The organism is Enterobacter sp. R-1.6.2 (assembly GCF_035064085.1).
GTDB classification, from domain to species: Bacteria; Pseudomonadota; Gammaproteobacteria; order Enterobacterales; family Enterobacteriaceae; genus Enterobacter; species Enterobacter asburiae_B.
Window position 1 is genome coordinate 95,275 of sequence record NZ_JASEYI010000006.1, and the last position, 14,323, is coordinate 109,597.

Consider the following 14,323-nt stretch of genomic DNA (forward strand, 5'->3'; position numbering starts at 1 on the left):
AACGCCGGGCTCTGTGAACCGTTTTATTCTGAATACTGATATTTACGCTGCGCGCGTAGCGTCAGGTACATATGAACGAGGCCCATGAAGCCGTGTGCCCAGAAATATGTCTCAATAAAGACCGTCAGGAATTTATGCAAATCCAAGACGGATTCCGTGACGGACGAAACCGGCCCGAGCGTGGCGTTCAGCACGAACCAGGCCGCGCCGCAGAGTGCAACGCCCAGCAGCGCCAGCACGCCCAGACCTTGCACCGTTGCTGCCATACCGCCGGCATGCGCGTCAGGAAGCTGACGCTGCGCGAGGGTGCGAATATCGTCAACAATTCCGCGAAAATCCAGCGCCAGCCAGGCGAAGTAATACTTAAATCCGCGCTGGGTTAACATCCATGCCATCATGGCAATGCCACAAAAAATTAAACCAAACCCGGAGATAACATGGATCCAGGTGACAATTCCGTTCAGCCCGGATTCGTGGAGGGCTTCACTTTCGGTGAAATTAGAATTGATAATCTGGGCGAGGACCAGTACGGCCACAAGAATGTGCAGTATGCGAAGAAAAGGCGTTTCTTTATGGGGAAGCGTATCGCGTAAATTTGGTTTCATCGCTTTTTACCTCAATAATGAGAGAGCTGATGCGATGCAGTGTGACGCAGATTAATTAACGAAACCTTAACGGTCGCTTGCGTCACACTGTATTTATGCGTTCCGGTTAGTGGGCAGGATCAATATGCGTCATCACGTTCAGCACATTGAATTTTTGCATCACGTTATTTCTGGCATTCACGGCAATCTGATGTCCTTCTTTTACGCTTAATTCGCCGTTCACTTCCAGATGGACATCGACAAGGGCTAAATCGCCCATCTTGCGGGTTTTTAAATCATGGAGTCCGGTGACGCCCTCGGTTGCGAGAAGACACGTTTTGATGTCGTGCTCCAGCTCGGGCTCAAGCGAACGGTCCATCAGATCGTGCAGGGCATCGGCAGCAAATTTGTAACCCATGTGGGCGATGAATACTCCGACAATCAGGGCCGCAATGAGGTCCATCGCGTGAAAACCCACTAAATTCCCGGCAATGCCGATGGCGACAACCACTGACGACGCTGCGTCAGAACGGGCATGCCAGGCATTGGCTATCAGCAGCGAGGACTGAATACGTTTTCCCGTGGCAAACATGTATCTGAACAGGCTTTCCTTCACCACCAGCGCCAGTATCGCCACCCACAGCGCGGCCCCTTTCACCAGCTGATGCGTCTCGGGGTGAAGCAGTTTATTGCCTGCGGACCAGAGCATCCCGACCCCCACAAGCAGCAGAATAGCGCCAATAATGAGCTTTGCACCGTTTTCGAAACGCAGATGACCGTAATGATGATCGATATCAGAAGCTTTCTGACTCTTTTTATTCGCAATCAAAACGACAAAGTCGGAGAATAAATCGGAAAGAGAATGAATCCCATCAGCAATTAAACCCTGTGAGCCGGAAAATATTCCTGCAACTATCTGAAAGGCGGTGAGTAAACTATTTATTATTACGCTCACTAATGTGCATTTATGTATTTCCCGAGAACGGATATGAGACTCATTGCCATTTTTCTTTTTCATGATTATTTCCGCTACCAGCTGATTGAGCGATTATTTTGCGCACGGAACATTAAATTGACATTAAATATAACGTCATTATTGGCTGGGTTTGGGAAGTATTTACAGAAGGAGGGGGGGCTCGGGATAAAACGCGGCCTGCAGAGTGGACTGCAGGCCGGAGGATTATTTCATAAATGCGGGTTGTTTGTTTTCGTAAGCGGCAATCGCCGCGTCGTGCTGGAGGGTTAAACCAATGCTGTCCAGACCGTTCAGCATGCAGTGACGGCGGAACGCATCAATGCTGAAGCTGTAGGTCTTATCCCCGGCTTTCACCACTTCTGCTTCCAGATCCACTTCAAACGAAATGCCCGGATTCGCCTTAACCAGCGCGAACAACTCATCGACCTGTTCATCGCTCAGCGTGACGGGCAGCAGCTGGTTGTTGAAGCTGTTACCGTAAAAAATATCCGCGAAGCTTGGGGCAATGACCACTTTAAAACCGTAGTCGGTGAGCGCCCACGGCGCGTGCTCACGGGATGAGCCGCAGCCAAAGTTTTCGCGTGCCAGCAAAATGGAGGCGCCTTTATATTCCGGGAAGTTCAGAACGAATTCCGGATTAGGCACTTCTCCCTTATCGTCCAGGAAACGCCAGTCGTTAAACAGATGTGCGCCGAAACCGGTACGCGTCACTTTCTGCAGAAACTGTTTTGGAATAATAGCGTCAGTATCGACGTTAGCGGCGTCCAGCGGGACAACACGGCCCGTATGTTGGGTAAATTTCTCTGCCATGATTGTCTCCTTATTTCAGGCTGCGAATATCGGCGAAATGGCCGGTGACTGCCGCAGCGGCGGCCATTGCCGGGCTGACCAGATGGGTACGCCCACCGCGGCCCTGACGGCCTTCAAAGTTACGGTTGCTGGTGGAGGCGCAGCGCTCGCCCGGATTCAGGCGATCGTTGTTCATGGCCAGACACATGGAGCAGCCGGGCAGACGCCACTCGAAGCCCGCTTCGATAAAGATCTTATCCAGACCTTCGGCTTCCGCCTGGGCTTTCACCGGGCCGGAGCCAGGTACCACCAGCGCCTGCACGCCAGGTGCCACTTTGCGGCCTTTGGCAATTTCGGCGGCGGCACGCAAATCTTCGATACGGGAGTTGGTGCAGGAACCGATAAAGACTTTATCAATGGCGACATCGGTCAACGGCACGCCGGGCTTCAGCCCCATGTAGGCCAGCGCTTTTTCCGCACTGGCGCGCTCGACCGGATCGGTAAAGGATGCCGGGTCAGGGATATTGTCGTTAACGGAAATCACCTGGCCCGGATTGGTGCCCCAGGTCACCTGAGGCGCAATCTCTTCTGCCTGCAGCGTGACGACGGTGTCAAAGGCTGCGCCATCGTCGGTTTTCAGGGTTTTCCAGTACGCGACCGCGTCGTCAAAATTCTGACCTTTCGGCGCGTGCAGACGACCCTTCACGTAGTTGAAGGTGGTTTCGTCCGGCGCGACCAGACCGGCTTTTGCGCCCATCTCAATCGCCATATTGCACAGGGTCATGCGTCCCTCCATGCTCAGCGCCTGGATGGCTTCCCCGCAGAACTCAACAACGTGACCGGTGCCGCCTGCGCTGCCGGTTTTACCGATGATGGCCAGCACGATGTCTTTTGCGGTAATACCCGGTGCGGCTTTACCCTTCACTTCAATCTTCATGGTTTTGGCGCGGCCCTGTTTCAGGGTCTGCGTTGCCAGCACATGTTCCACCTCGGAAGTGCCAATCCCGAACGCCAGAGCGCCAAACGCGCCGTGGGTCGCGGTATGGGAGTCACCGCAGACGATGGTCATGCCCGGCAGGGTGATCCCTTGCTCTGGCCCCATCACGTGGACGATACCCTGATACGGATGGTTCAGGTCGTACAGCTCAACGCCAAATTCATTGCAGTTCTTAATCAGCTCCTGCATCTGGATACGCGCCATCTCACCCGAGGCATTGATGTCTTTGGTCTGGGTGGAAACGTTGTGATCCATCGTCGCGAAGGTTTTACCCGGCTGACGTACCGGACGCTTGTGCGCGCGCAGGCCGTCAAATGCCTGAGGAGAGGTCACTTCGTGCACCAGATGACGGTCAATGTACAGCAGCGGGGTTTCGTTTGGTGCCTCGTAAACAACGTGCGCATCAAACAACTTTTCATATAACGTCTTAGCCATGATTACACCCCTTCAGCGACATAGCGGGCAATGATGTCGCCCATTTCATCGGTACTGACTGCCGCCGTGCCGCGTGCTAAATCGCCGGTACGGACGCCTTCTTCTAACGCCCGGTTAATGGCGTTTTCAATTGCGGTTGCCGCCTCGCCTGCATCCAGGCTGTAGCGCAGCAGCAGGGCCAGGGAGAGGATCTGCGCAATCGGGTTGGCAATATTTTTGCCGGCAATATCCGGCGCGGAGCCGCCCGCAGGCTCGTACAGGCCAAAGCCTTCTTCATTCAGGCTTGCGGAGGGCAGCATGCCCATGGAGCCGGTGATCATCGCGCATTCGTCAGAGAGAATATCGCCGAACAGGTTGGAGCACAGCAGCACGTCAAACTGGGACGGATCCTTAATCAGCTGCATGGTCGCGTTGTCGATGTACATGTGCGACAGCGCGACGTCCGGGTACTGCTTAGCGACTTCACTGACGATCTCGCGCCACAAAATGGAAGACTGCAGCACGTTCGCTTTATCAATGGAGGTCACTTTATGGCGGCGTTTGCGCGCCGACTCGAACGCGATGTGGGCGATACGTTCGATTTCGAAACGGTGATACACCTCGGTGTCGAACGCTTTCTCGTGTTGTCCGCTGCCTTCGCGTCCTTTTGGCTGACCGAAATAGATCCCGCCGGTCAGTTCACGCACGCACAGAATGTCGAAACCGTTGGCGGCGATATCCGCGCGCAGCGGGCAGAACTCTTCCAGACCCTGATACAGCTTCGCCGGACGCAGGTTGCTGAACAGCTTGAAATGTTTACGCAGCGGCAGCAGCGCGCCGCGCTCTGGCTGCTCTGCCGGCGGCAGGTGTTCCCATTTCGGGCCACCGACGGAACCAAACAGCACGGCATCGGCATTTTCGCAGCCTTCCACGGTCGCTTTCGGCAGCGGCGTACCGTGGTTATCAATCGCAATACCGCCCACGTCGTAGTGGCTGGTGGTGATTTTCATCGCAAAACGCGCGCGAACGGCTTCCAGTACTTTCAGCGCCTGTGCCATCACTTCCGGACCAATACCGTCGCCCGGCAACACAGCAATATGGTAATTCTTCGACATTACACGGTTTCCTTGTTGTTCTCTTTATTCTGAGCTTTGCGTTGCAACTCTTTTTCGACTTCGGCGGCGCGCCAGATGTTGTTCAGAACATGCACCATCGCTTTCGCGGAGGATTCAACGATATCGGTCGCCAGGCCCACGCCATGGAAGCGGCGGCCATTGTGGGTAACAACAATGTCGACCTGACCCAGTGCATCTTTGCCGTGGCCCTTGGCCGTCAGGTCATATTTCACCAGCTCAACGTCGTACTCGGTGACGCGATTAATCGCCTGGTAGATGGCATCGACAGGGCCGTTACCGTTAGCGGCCTCTGCTTTAATTTCATCGCCGCAGGCCAGTTTGACCGAGGCGGTGGCGATGTCGCTGGAGCCGGACTGCACGTTGAAGTAATCCAGACGGAAGTGCTCCGGCTCTTCCTGCTGCTTGTTAATAAAGGCCAGCGCTTCCAGGTCATAGTCGAACACCTGGCCTTTTTTGTCGGCCAGCTTCAGGAACGCGTCGTACAGCTGATCCATGTTGTAATCGCTGTCCTTATAACCCATCTCTTCCATACGGTGTTTAACCGCGGCGCGACCGGAACGGGAGGTCAGGTTCAGCTGCACCTGATTCAGGCCGATGGATTCCGGGGTCATGATTTCGTAGTTTTCACGATTCTTCAGGACGCCATCCTGGTGGATACCAGAGGAGTGCGCGAAGGCGCCGGTACCGACAATCGCTTTGTTAGCCGGAATGGGCATGTTGCAAATCTGGCTGACGGTCTGGCTGGTGCGCCAGATTTCGTTGTGATTAATGCGGGTGTGCACGTCCATGATGTCTTTGCGCACTTTGATCGCCATGATCACTTCTTCCAGCGAACAGTTGCCCGCGCGTTCGCCGATACCGTTCATCGCGCCTTCTACCTGACGCGCGCCAGCGTGGACGGCGGCGATAGCATTGCCTACGGCCAGACCCAAATCATCGTGGGTGTGGACGGAGATAATTGCTTTATCAATATTCGGCACGCGGTCATACAGGCCGGTGATGATGTTGGAGAACTCAAACGGCATGGTGTAGCCGACGGTGTCCGGGATGTTGATGGTTTTCGCGCCCGCGTTGATGGCGGCTTCCACAACGCGCGCCAGGTCTTCGATTGGCGTACGGCCCGCATCTTCACAGGAGAATTCAACGTCATCGGTGTAGTTGCGTGCGCGCTTAACCATGTACACCGCGCGCTCAATCACCTCATCCAGCGTGCTGCGCAGCTTGGTTGCGATGTGCATAGGCGAGGTAGCAATAAAGGTGTGGATACGGAACGCTTCGGCGACCTTCAGCGACTCGGCGGCGACGTCGATGTCTTTCTCTACGCAGCGCGCCAGGGCACAGACGCGGCTGTTTTTAATGGTGCGCGCAATGGTCTGTACGGATTCGAAATCACCTGGGGAAGAGACAGGGAAACCGACCTCCATCACGTCAACACCCATACGTTCGAGAGCCAGCGCGATCTGCAGTTTCTCTTTTACACTCAGGCTTGCCTGTAATGCCTGTTCACCGTCACGTAAAGTTGTATCGAAAATAATGACTTGCTGGCTCATGGGTTAGGTCCTTGTCAGTCTTAGGGCGCCTTGCTACGAGCATAAAAAAACCCGCGCAGTGGCGCGGGTTTCTAGTCTTACTGGTGACGATTCAACGCTGAATTTCGCCCGCCAGTCTACCGCGCACAGTGGATGCGTTTAGTAGTAGTAGACCGGTGAAACGAATGGTGCGTGTCATGAATCGTGCTCCGTTAAATTCAATATGCTTTTAGTGGTACTGGATACGGTTGTTCATGTCAACCCCTGAGGATGAAAACGGGCCCGACAGACGGAATCAACAGGGTATTCACTTTAGCTAATTGTGCTGGTTTTAGCTTTTTTGACCCGATTAATTGTCTAATTTTGGACTTGAGAAAAGAGTTGCACATACCAATAAATATAAATGTTTAAAAATGAGTGAAATGTTTTATGAGGATGCTTTGTGTTTAAATAGTTTTGATATCATAAACTTATAAATGCAGTGAATCTTTTCCGGAATGCTGGAAAGCGAATAGAGATAACAGGTTGTTAACTAACTGTAGGTCGATAGTAATAACAGTTTAATAATACTTAAATCATCATTAACCTGACGGCAATTGTATATTGGTTTGATTTATGGTTTCATTTAAATCCTAAAGTCAAACATATCAGTTTTGCTCATTAATTTTCGTTAATATACAGTCTTTATTTATTCCGAATTTTAAATAATTCTCTTTCGCTGATCGTATTTGCATGATAAATGATATTTTTCAGGATTATTACCGTACGTTGGCAAAGGGGTGTAGCGTGACAGTGGAGTCAGAAGTGCCAGAAAATAATATTAAACAACCTCAAGCTACTGATGGGATTAAACCGCAGTTACGCACGGTGGATCTGAATCTTCTGACGGTGTTTGATGCTGTCATGCAGGAACAGAATATCACCCGCGCTGCCCAAAGCTTGGGGATGTCACAACCTGCCGTGAGTAATGCCGTTGCCAGGCTTAAGCTTATGTTTAACGACGAATTATTTGTTCGCTACGGGAGGGGGATCCAGCCTACGGCGCGCGCATTCCAGCTGTTTGGCTCCATTCGTCAGGCGTTGCAACTGGTCCAAAATGAGCTGCCGGGATCGGGCTTTGAACCGTTAAGCAGCGAGCGCGTATTCCATCTTTGTGTCTGTAGCCCTTTAGACAATTATTTAACGTCGATTATCTATAATAAAGTTGAAGAGATCGCACCCAATATCAATCTTGTTTTTAAATCATCCCTGAATCAAAACACAGAACATCAGTTACGCTATCAGGAGATCGAATTCGTTCTGGGGTATGAAGAGTTCCGTCGTCCGGAATTTTCCTGCGTGCCGCTGTTTAAAGATGAAATGGTTTTGGTCGCCAGTAAAAAACACCCGCGCCTGAATTCTCCGCTGCGAGAAAACGATGTTTATAACGAGCAGCACGCCGTTGTTGCGCTCGACAGATATGCTTCCTTTAGCCTGCCGTGGTATGACACTGCGGATAAACAGGCGAGCGTGGCTTATCAGGGCATGGCCATGGTCAGCGTATTAAACGTGGTTTCCCAGACACAGCTGGTGGCAATTGCGCCGCGCTGGCTGGCAGAAGAGTTTTCTGACCCTTTAAATCTGCAAATTTTGCCTCTGCCGCTCAAGCTAAATAGCCGTACCTGTTATCTTTCCTGGCATGAAGCAGCGGGCCGGGATAAAGGACATCAGTGGATGGAAGAGTTGCTGGTTGGCATCTGTCGCCGGTAAACGCATCAGGATAAATCGCATCGGTTTATGTGATTTATCCTGAATTTTTTTAGATAACTGCTATTTTCTTCGGTGATGATTTTTTTTGGCTGCTCTACGGCACGCAAAAATAGATGATTTCCTGCATTGTCGCGCTTTTCAGCGATGATTTATCACCTCACTCTCTATTTCCAGATGAATTAACCATATCTTCTGTGAACGGCTGCTTTTTCTGCTTTACGCACCGTTTATCTCCCCGGGTTTGCTAATTGCCTGCCTCATAACGAGCGGTTAAGGTAAAGAACACTCTGCAAAATATAAGATTGGTTCATCCCAATCGTAAGACGGTGCGGAAATGAATTCGGCAGTCCGTCTATAACAAAATGCCTGGAGGCAAAGCATGGAGATGTTGTCTGGCGCGGAAATGGTCGTTCGATCGCTGATCGATCAGGGCGTAAAGCAAGTGTTCGGCTACCCTGGCGGTGCGGTTCTCGATATTTATGATGCGCTGCATACGGTTGGGGGCATTGACCATGTTCTGGTACGTCACGAGCAGGCGGCGGTACACATGGCTGACGGCCTGGCACGTGCGACGGGTGAAGTGGGCGTGGTGTTAGTCACGTCAGGCCCCGGCGCGACAAACGCCATTACCGGGATTGCGACGGCCTATATGGACTCTATCCCGCTGGTGATCCTCTCCGGGCAGGTGGCAACCTCACTGATTGGCTACGATGCGTTTCAGGAGTGCGACATGGTTGGGATTTCGCGTCCCGTTGTGAAGCACAGCTTTCTGGTCAAGCAAACAGAAGACATTCCCGGCGTACTGAAAAAAGCCTTCTGGCTGGCGGCGAGCGGACGCCCGGGACCGGTGGTGGTCGATCTGCCTAAAGATATTCTCAATCCTGCAAACAAGCTGCCTTATGTCTGGCCGGAATCGGTCAGCATGCGCTCTTATAATCCCACAACGCAGGGGCATAAAGGTCAGATCAAGCGAGCGTTGCAAACGCTTCTGGCAGCCAAAAAACCGGTGGTCTATGTCGGTGGCGGGGCGATCAACTCTGCCTGTGAAGCCCAGCTTCGTGAACTGATTGAAAAGCTTAACCTTCCCGTTGCGTCGTCACTGATGGGGCTGGGGGCGTTTCCTGCCACCCATCGTCAGGCGCTGGGGATGCTGGGTATGCACGGTACTTATGAAGCCAACATGACAATGCATCATTCCGATGTGATCTTTGCCGTCGGCGTGCGCTTTGACGATCGCACCACCAACAACCTGGCGAAGTATTGCCCGAACGCCACCGTGCTGCACATTGATATCGATCCAACGTCAATTTCAAAAACGGTGTCGGCTGATGTGCCGATCGTCGGTGATGCCCGTCAGGTTCTGGAACAAATGCTGGATCTGCTGACTCAGGAGAGTGCAACCCAGCCGCTGGATGAGATCCGCGACTGGTGGCAGCAGATTGAGCAATGGCGCGCGCGTCAGTGCCTTAAATATGACACGCAAAGTGAAAACATTAAGCCGCAGGCGGTCATTGAAGCGGTGTGGCGACTGACGAAAGGTGAGGCGTACGTGACCTCAGACGTGGGGCAGCATCAGATGTTTGCCGCCCTGTATTACCCGTTTGATAAACCGCGACACTGGATCAACTCCGGTGGTTTGGGAACTATGGGCTTTGGTCTGCCTGCCGCGCTGGGCGTGAAGCTGGCGCTGCCGAATGAAACCGTCGTCTGCGTGACGGGGGACGGCAGTATTCAGATGAACATTCAGGAGCTGTCTACCGCGCTGCAATATGAACTGCCGGTACTGGTGCTGAACCTGAATAACGGGTATCTCGGTATGGTGAAGCAGTGGCAGGATATGATCTACTCTGGCCGCCACTCTCAGTCATACATGAAATCGCTGCCGGATTTTGTTCGTCTTGCTGAAGCTTACGGCCATGTAGGCATGCGGGTGACCGATCCGGCTGAGCTGGAGACGAAGCTCGCGCAAGCGCTTGAGCACGTTAAAAACAACCGCCTCGTCTTTATGGATGTGATTGTTGATGGGACCGAGCACGTTTATCCGATGCATATTCGTGGTGGTGGTATGGATGAAATGTGGTTAAGCAAAACGGAGAGAACCTGATATGCGCCGGATATTATCTGTTTTACTGGAAAACGAGTCTGGCGCACTGTCTCGCGTCATTGGCCTTTTTGCGCAGCGCGGTTATAACATTGAAAGCCTGACCGTTGCCCCAACGGAAGACCCGACGCTGTCGCGCATGACGATCCAAACCGTCGGCGATGCCAAAGTGCTTGAGCAAATTGAAAAACAGCTGCATAAGCTGGTCGACGTACTGCGCGTGAGCGAGCTGGGGCAGGGGGCCTACGTTGAGCGTGAGGTCATGCTGGTGAAAATCCAGGCCAGCGGCTACGGGCGTGATGAAGTCAAACGCAATGCGGATATTTTCCGCGGACAAATTATCGACGTCACGCCTTCTCTTTATACTGTGCAGCTGGTCGGGACAAGCGACAAGCTGGATGCTTTCCTCGCGTCCGTGCGGGACGTTGCAAAAATTGTCGAGGTGGCGAGATCGGGTGTCGTAGGTCTGTCACGCGGCGAGAAAATCATGCGTTAGTTGTCAAAAAGGTTCGCCTCTTTCTGCCCGGTCACCAAAGCCGGGCTTTTTTTTGCGTAATCAGCCGACAACGCAGATAAAAGCGGTTGCCGCGAAGTCTTTTCTGCGTTTAGATGTTAAAAGATTTAACCATAACCTTGACAGGGCCATGGACTCTTTTCTTTTTTTAAGGGGCAATTGTGAAACTGGATGAAATCGCCCGGCTAGCCGGCGTGTCACGAACAACGGCCAGCTATGTGATTAACGGTAAAGCAAAGCAGTACCGTGTCAGCGACAAGACCGTTGAAAAAGTTATGGCGGTGGTTCGTGAGCATAACTACCATCCGAATGCTGTCGCAGCCGGTCTGCGTGCCGGGCGTACCCGCTCTATTGGTCTGGTGATCCCTGACCTGGAAAACACCAGCTATACCCGTATCGCCAACTATCTTGAACGTCAGGCGCGCCAGCGCGGCTATCAATTGCTGATTGCCTGCTCGGAAGACCAGCCCGACAACGAAATGCGTTGCATTGAGCATCTGCTCCAGCGCCAGGTGGATGCCATCATCGTGTCGACCTCCTTGCCGCCAGAGCATCCGTTCTACCAGCGCTGGGCGAACGACCCGTTCCCAATCGTGGCGCTGGATCGCGCGCTCGATCGCGAGCATTTCACCAGCGTCGTGGGTGCGGATCAGGATGATGCCGAAATGCTGGCCGCAGAGCTCAGAACGTTCCCCGCTGAAACAGTGCTGTATCTTGGCGCGTTGCCCGAGCTTTCCGTGAGCTTCCTGCGTGAGCAGGGATTCAGAACCGCCTGGAAAGACGATCCGCGCGAGGTTCACTACCTCTATGCCAACAGCTACGAACGCGAAGCCGCAGCGCAGCTGTTTGAGAAATGGCTGGAAACGCATCCGATGCCTCAGGCTCTGTTCACCACGTCATTTGCGCTGTTGCAGGGCGTCATGGATGTGACCTTACGTCGTGAAGGTAAACTGCCCTCCGACCTGGCGATTGCCACGTTCGGGGATAATGAGCTGCTCGACTTCCTGCAGTGCCCGGTGCTGGCGGTAGCACAGCGTCACCGCGATGTGGCTGAACGCGTGCTTGAGATTGTGCTGGCAAGCCTGGATGAGCCGCGCAAACCGAAGCCGGGTCTGACGCGTATCAAACGCAATCTCTACCATCGCGGAATTCTAAGCCGCCAAAAATGAAATGACCGGGGCGGAGAAATCTGCCCCATTTTGTTGTGATTATTCGTGCAGATAATTCCCGGAGAGAAATTAGGATAATTCTTGCGGGATCGTAATCGCCTATTTTTTTAATTCATTCTGGCTTTTAAATTGTCCTTTAAAAGAACGTCCGGGCGATTTTAAACAGCTATCTTTGTATTATTTTGTTACAAACCCTCTTCGGTCGATGAATATTCAGACGTTTTTCCTCTTACTGCTCCAGCTTACGTGGCAACCTCCGCGCTTACCGGGCACCTGGATGAATCTGGCGCTGTTATCCCCTGAGAATCTGTCATAAAATGCTGCCCGCGTCGCAAACTGACACTTTATATTTATCTGCGATGATATTGAGTGAGCTTTAACGCTAGTGTGCATATTCGGTTTTTTTCTTACAAATATTCATAACGTTAATTTTGCCTCGCCAGTTGTGCAGTTATTAACCAGGACTGTTTATCTCTGTAAATAGAGGGCTTTCGGGTCCTTATAGGGAGAGTCCTGGCTTGACAAGCTTTTCCCTCGCTCCGTAAACTCCTTTAGGTGGGAATTTGTGGGTTAAAGTGGTGAGGAGGGGTGAGACTGGCATGTTCCGTGGAGCTACGTTAGTCAATCTCGACAGCAAAGGGCGTTTATCGGTACCAACCCGATACCGCGACCAGCTGATTGAGAACGCTGCGGGTCAAATGGTTTGCACCATTGACATTAACTCCCCCTGCCTGCTGCTTTACCCCTTGCCTGAATGGGAAATTATTGAGCAAAAGCTGTCGCGACTGTCGAGCATGAACCCGCAGGAACGCCGCGTGCAGCGGCTGTTATTGGGACATGCCAGTGAATGTCAGATGGATAACGCAGGGCGGTTACTGATTGCCCCTGTGTTGCGGCAACATGCCGGTCTGACCAAAGAAGTGATGCTGGTCGGGCAGTTCAACAAGTTTGAACTGTGGGATGAAACGACCTGGTATCAACAGGTCAAGGAAGATATCGACGCTGAGCAGTCTGATTCCGCGACATTATCGGAACGGCTGCAGGACTTGTCTCTATAAATATGATGGAAAATTATAAACACAAAACGGTGTTACTGGACGAGGCCGTAAACGGTCTGAATATTCGTCCGGATGGCATCTACATTGATGGCACGTTTGGTCGCGGTGGTCACTCGCGTTTGATTCTCTCCCAGCTTGGAGAGGAAGGACGTCTGCTGGCAATCGATCGCGATCCGCAGGCAATTGCCGTTGCACAAACCATCAATGACCCACGCTTTTCCATCGTGCATGGACCTTTCTCTGCGCTCGCGGATTATGTTGCCGAGCGTGGCCTGACGGGCAAGATCGACGGGATTCTTCTCGATCTTGGCGTCTCTTCACCCCAACTTGATGATGCTGAACGTGGTTTCTCCTTTATGCGTGATGGTCCGCTGGACATGCGTATGGACCCGACGCGCGGTCAGTCTGCCGCTGAGTGGTTACAGACCGCTGACGAAGCAGATATTGCATGGGTCATCAAAACGTTTGGCGAAGAGCGCTTTGGCAAACGCATTGCGCGCGCCATCGTTGAGCGCAATCGCATTGAGCCCATGACCCGCACCAAAGAGTTGGCCGAAGTGATCGCGGCGGCGACACCGGTGAAGGATAAGCACAAACATCCCGCGACCCGTACCTTCCAGGCGGTTCGCATCTGGGTAAACAGTGAACTGGAGGAAATAGAGCTGGCGCTAAAAAGCTCGCTCGACGTGCTGGCCCCGGGTGGGCGGTTATCCATCATCAGCTTCCATTCGCTGGAAGACCGTATTGTGAAACGCTTTATGCGTGAACAAAGCCGCGGTCCACAGGTGCCAGCGGGGCTGCCGATGACGGAAGAACAACTCAGGAAACTGGGTGGCCGTCAGTTGCGAGCATTAGGCAAGTTGATGCCGGGCGAAGAAGAAGTGGCAGAGAATCCACGCGCCCGTAGTTCAGTGCTGCGTGTTGCAGAGAGGACGAACGCATGATCGGCAGAGTGACAGAGACCCTAAGCAAAGTTAAGGATTCGTTAGGAAGCAACGAGCGCCATGCCTTGCCTGGCGTGATCGGCGACGATCTTTTGCGGTTTGGGAAACTGCCACTCTGTCTGTTCATTTGCATCATTGTCACGGCAGTTACGGTGGTGACCACCGCCCACCATACACGTTTATTGACTGCGCAACGCGAGCAGATGGTACTGGAACGCGATGCGCTGGATATTGAATGGCGAAATCTGATCCTTGAAGAAAACGCGCTCGGCGATCACAGCCGGGTTGAACGGATCGCAACGGAAAAGCTGCAGCTGCAGCATGTTGATCCTTCGCAGGAAAATATCGTAGTACAAAAATAAG

General features: G+C 52.7%; 14 protein-coding genes. 7 read left to right on the forward strand and 7 right to left on the reverse strand.

Annotation, left to right across the window (positions count from 1 at the left end):
- Positions 1-23: 23 nt before the first annotated feature.
- The 7 genes from QMN93_RS08780 to leuL all read right to left on the reverse strand — a co-directional run bounded on the left by QMN93_RS08780 (position 24) and on the right by leuL (position 6,624).
- The gene (locus QMN93_RS08780; protein ID WP_064673228.1) at positions 24-605 is read right to left on the reverse strand and encodes a cytochrome b/b6 domain-containing protein; all 582 of its coding nucleotides are present in this window, start codon (positions 603-605) and stop codon (positions 24-26) included.
- 106 nt (positions 606-711) lie between these two features.
- On the reverse strand, positions 712-1,602 hold the full coding sequence (locus tag QMN93_RS08785) for a cation diffusion facilitator family transporter (protein WP_182383043.1): 891 nt from the start codon (positions 1,600-1,602) through the stop codon (positions 712-714).
- A 162-nt stretch (positions 1,603-1,764) separates the two neighbouring features.
- Positions 1,765-2,370: a 3-isopropylmalate dehydratase small subunit gene (gene leuD, locus QMN93_RS08790; RefSeq protein ID WP_039260825.1), complete on the reverse strand. Its 606-nt coding sequence runs from the start codon at positions 2,368-2,370 to the stop codon at positions 1,765-1,767.
- A 10-nt stretch (positions 2,371-2,380) separates the two neighbouring features.
- Positions 2,381-3,781, reverse strand: coding sequence for a 3-isopropylmalate dehydratase large subunit (gene leuC, locus QMN93_RS08795; protein ID WP_033144624.1), 1,401 nt, complete (start codon positions 3,779-3,781; stop codon positions 2,381-2,383).
- Between the two features lie 2 nt (positions 3,782-3,783).
- Positions 3,784-4,875: a 3-isopropylmalate dehydrogenase gene (gene leuB, locus QMN93_RS08800; RefSeq protein ID WP_047060144.1), complete on the reverse strand. Its 1,092-nt coding sequence runs from the start codon at positions 4,873-4,875 to the stop codon at positions 3,784-3,786.
- Entirely contained in the window at positions 4,875-6,446 is a 1,572-nt protein-coding gene (gene leuA, locus QMN93_RS08805; RefSeq protein WP_029741222.1) for a 2-isopropylmalate synthase, read from the reverse strand. The genes leuB and leuA overlap by 1 nt, the downstream gene beginning before the upstream one ends.
- Before the next feature lie 91 nt (positions 6,447-6,537).
- Complete coding sequence (leuL, locus tag QMN93_RS26265; protein ID WP_071786497.1) at positions 6,538-6,624, reverse strand: leu operon leader peptide; 87 nt, start codon at positions 6,622-6,624, stop codon at positions 6,538-6,540.
- A 605-nt stretch (positions 6,625-7,229) separates the two neighbouring features.
- Between leuL and leuO the strand changes: the two genes are divergently transcribed.
- From leuO to ftsL, 7 genes are all read left to right on the forward strand, one after another.
- Entirely contained in the window at positions 7,230-8,174 is a 945-nt protein-coding gene (leuO, locus tag QMN93_RS08810; protein WP_033144625.1) for a transcriptional regulator LeuO, read from the forward strand.
- 379 nt (positions 8,175-8,553) lie between these two features.
- On the forward strand, positions 8,554-10,278 hold the full coding sequence (ilvI, locus tag QMN93_RS08815) for an acetolactate synthase 3 large subunit (RefSeq protein WP_033144626.1): 1,725 nt from the start codon (positions 8,554-8,556) through the stop codon (positions 10,276-10,278).
- A gap of 1 nt (position 10,279) precedes the next feature.
- Positions 10,280-10,771 carry an acetolactate synthase small subunit gene (gene ilvN / locus QMN93_RS08820; RefSeq protein ID WP_023310389.1) on the forward strand — a complete coding sequence of 164 codons (492 nt, stop codon included), beginning with the start codon at positions 10,280-10,282 and terminating at the stop codon, positions 10,769-10,771.
- A gap of 179 nt (positions 10,772-10,950) precedes the next feature.
- On the forward strand, positions 10,951-11,958 hold the full coding sequence (gene cra, locus QMN93_RS08825) for a catabolite repressor/activator (protein ID WP_008501993.1): 1,008 nt from the start codon (positions 10,951-10,953) through the stop codon (positions 11,956-11,958).
- 599 nt (positions 11,959-12,557) lie between these two features.
- Complete coding sequence (gene mraZ, locus QMN93_RS08830) at positions 12,558-13,016, forward strand: division/cell wall cluster transcriptional repressor MraZ (protein WP_021240528.1); 459 nt, start codon at positions 12,558-12,560, stop codon at positions 13,014-13,016.
- A gap of 2 nt (positions 13,017-13,018) precedes the next feature.
- Positions 13,019-13,960 (forward strand): 16S rRNA (cytosine(1402)-N(4))-methyltransferase RsmH, encoded by a 942-nt coding sequence (gene rsmH, locus QMN93_RS08835; RefSeq protein ID WP_021240527.1) that lies wholly within the window; start codon positions 13,019-13,021, stop codon positions 13,958-13,960.
- Complete coding sequence (gene ftsL / locus QMN93_RS08840; RefSeq protein WP_008501989.1) at positions 13,957-14,322, forward strand: cell division protein FtsL; 366 nt, start codon at positions 13,957-13,959, stop codon at positions 14,320-14,322. The genes rsmH and ftsL overlap by 4 nt, the downstream gene beginning before the upstream one ends.
- The last annotated feature ends 1 nt before the right edge of the window (position 14,323 follow it).

Coding starts and splice junctions, on each gene's coding strand:
- QMN93_RS08780 (WP_064673228.1), bottom strand. CDS start 605: ATGAAACCAAATTTACGCGATACGCTTCCCCATAAAGAAACGCCTTTT.
- QMN93_RS08785 (WP_182383043.1), bottom strand. CDS start 1,602: ATGAAAAAGAAAAATGGCAATGAGTCTCATATCCGTTCTCGGGAAATA.
- leuD (WP_039260825.1), bottom strand. CDS start 2,370: ATGGCAGAGAAATTTACCCAACATACGGGCCGTGTTGTCCCGCTGGAC.
- leuC (WP_033144624.1), bottom strand. CDS start 3,781: ATGGCTAAGACGTTATATGAAAAGTTGTTTGATGCGCACGTTGTTTAC.
- leuB (WP_047060144.1), bottom strand. CDS start 4,875: ATGTCGAAGAATTACCATATTGCTGTGTTGCCGGGCGACGGTATTGGT.
- leuA (WP_029741222.1), bottom strand. CDS start 6,446: ATGAGCCAGCAAGTCATTATTTTCGATACAACTTTACGTGACGGTGAA.
- leuL (WP_071786497.1), bottom strand. CDS start 6,624: ATGACACGCACCATTCGTTTCACCGGTCTACTACTACTAAACGCATCC.
- ilvI (WP_033144626.1), top strand. CDS start 8,554: ATGGAGATGTTGTCTGGCGCGGAAATGGTCGTTCGATCGCTGATCGAT.
- ilvN (WP_023310389.1), top strand. CDS start 10,280: ATGCGCCGGATATTATCTGTTTTACTGGAAAACGAGTCTGGCGCACTG.
- mraZ (WP_021240528.1), top strand. CDS start 12,558: ATGTTCCGTGGAGCTACGTTAGTCAATCTCGACAGCAAAGGGCGTTTA.
- rsmH (WP_021240527.1), top strand. CDS start 13,019: ATGATGGAAAATTATAAACACAAAACGGTGTTACTGGACGAGGCCGTA.
- ftsL (WP_008501989.1), top strand. CDS start 13,957: ATGATCGGCAGAGTGACAGAGACCCTAAGCAAAGTTAAGGATTCGTTA.